A 2,234-nucleotide genomic window follows, 5' to 3' on the forward strand; every position below is an offset into this window, starting at 1 on the left:
GCGGACGCGGCGGACCTGGCCGCACGGCTGCGCAAGCGCGCGCCGATCCGGATCGACGTGGTGCCGGTGGCGACGCTGTTCGACGACGCCGACGAGCTGTCGCGGGCGCAGCGCATCCGGTCCGCGATCCACGCCGCGTTCGCCGAACTGCTGGCGGGACAGGCGAAGCGGGTGCCCGACGGCGGCACGATCGAGATCCCGTACCGCCCGTTCGACGCGTTCGACCCGCTGCTGGCGATCCTGGTGGAGGAGCCGACGACGAGCGGCGCGCTGGAGGCCCAGTACGGCAGGCTCGCCGCGGCGGTCACCGGTGGCGCGGTCACCGAGGTGGCCCCGGTGTCGCCGGTGCTGCGCTCCCGCTACCGGCGGGTGTTCGGGCTGACGTCGACCACCGAGCCGGACCGCGTGGTCATCGTGCACGCGCCGCGCGACCGGGCCTGGGCGGACTGGGTGCGCGGCCAGTTGGAACGCGCGGGCGCGCAGGTCCGCCGCCTGCCGGACGCGGCGGAGTGGTTCGAGGCCGAGGTGCCGCCGGGGGTGGTAGTGCTGACCTCGCCGCACCTCGGTCCGGTGGAGCTGCCCGCCCTGCCGCTGACCGTGCTGCGGCTGCGGTTGTCGGAGGACGAGTCCGCGGACGGCGGGCTCTCCGTGCACGAGCACAGCCCGGAGACGTTGAGCGCCCGGCTGCTCAGCCACTTCGGCCTGATCGACCGGCCCGGCACGGTGCACGAGCCGGGGATGCGGGTGCCCGGCAGCGACCCGCACGTGTTCGAGCTGCCGCCGCGCCACCCGGGTTTCGTCGGCCGCGACGAGGAGCTGGAGGCGCTGCGCGACCAGTTCGTCGAGGCGGGCGCCGCGCGGGCCGTGGTGACGGTCAACGGCGTGCCCGGCGTCGGCAAGAGCGAGCTGGCGCTGGAGTACGCCTACCGGTTCTCCTCGGACTACGCGGCGGTGTGGTGGCTGACGGCGCACGACCGGCAGTCGGTGCTGACCGGCCTCGCGGAGCTGGCCACGCGGCTGAGCCAGCCCGGCTCCACCGACTACGGCACGCTGTCCGCGCTGGAACGGCTGTCGAACGACCCGGCGTACACGCGGTTCCTGCTGGTCTACGACAACGCCGACGACCTGGACCTGATCAGCGACCTGCTGCCGACGGGCTCCACCGGGCACGTGCTGATCACCTCGGCGCCGACGGCCGGGCAGTCCGTGGAGCTGGTGCCGATGCAGGTCGACGACAGCGTCCGCCTGCTGCTGGACCGCGTGCCGGGGCTGACCGCGAGCGACGCGCGGCTGGTCGCGGACGCCGTCGACCACCTGCCGCTCGCGCTGGAGCTGGTCTCGTCCTGGCTCGGTGAGACGGCGCGGGCCGAGGTCGGCGCGGGCTCCCGCGACTCCGACGCCGCCACCTGGGCCACCCGCACCCTGTTCGAACGCCTGGGACAGTCCGAATCGGACGGTGTGGCGCGGGTCGTCGACGTCGCCGTGGACGCGTTGCGGGACAACGCCACCGGCCGGTTGGCGGTGCTGGTCGCGGAGCTGTGCGCCTTCCTGTCGCCGGAGGGCGCGGACCTCGGGCTGGTGCGCTCGCCCGCGATGCTGGGCCGGGTGGTCGCGTCGGGCGGGGTGGACGCCGAGCCGCTGGAGCTGGACGCCGCCGAGATCGACCGGGTGCTCTGGTACGGCGCGCGGTACGGGCTGTTCCGCGTGGACTGGGGCGACCAGTACTCGCTCCGCCTGCACCGGGTCGTGCAGCGGGCGCTGCGGGACCGGATGTCCACCGAGGACCGGGAACGGCGGCGGGCCGAGGTGCTCGGCGCGCTGGCCGCGCTGGCGCCGACCGAGGTGGAGGACAACTCCCCGACCCGGCACGCCCGGTTCGCCGAGCTGCAGAAGCACGTCGACCCGTCCGGCGCGCTGGCGAGTGACGACCCGAAGGTGCGGCGCTGGCTCGTCAACCAGGTGCGGTTCCTGTTCACCGACGGCGGCGCGGGCGTGCGCCGGGCCGCGGTGGAACCCGGTCGCGCCCTGCTCGACGCGTGGACCCGGCGGTTCGGCCCGGCCGACCCGCTGCGCAACCGGCTGGCCACCGAGCTGGCCAACGTGCACCGCGTGCTCGGTGACCCGGCGGAGGCGTTGCGGCTGGACGACCTGGCGCTGGCCCAGCAGCGGCGGGCCCTGGACCTCACCCACCCGCGCCCGCTGATCACCGCCCGCGGCCGGGGCGGCGACCTGCG

Annotated in this window: 1 protein-coding gene; it reads left to right on the top strand. The window is 75.4% G+C overall.

Going from position 1 to position 2,234, the window contains the following annotated elements; genetic code table 11:
* Positions 1–2,234: FxSxx-COOH system tetratricopeptide repeat protein (gene fxsT / locus AB0G02_RS36080; RefSeq protein ID WP_360803723.1), on the top strand; the 2,234-nt coding region annotated here is incomplete at both ends.

The organism is Actinosynnema sp. NPDC023658 (genome assembly GCF_040639995.1).
GTDB lineage: Bacteria > Actinomycetota > Actinomycetes > Mycobacteriales > Pseudonocardiaceae > Actinosynnema.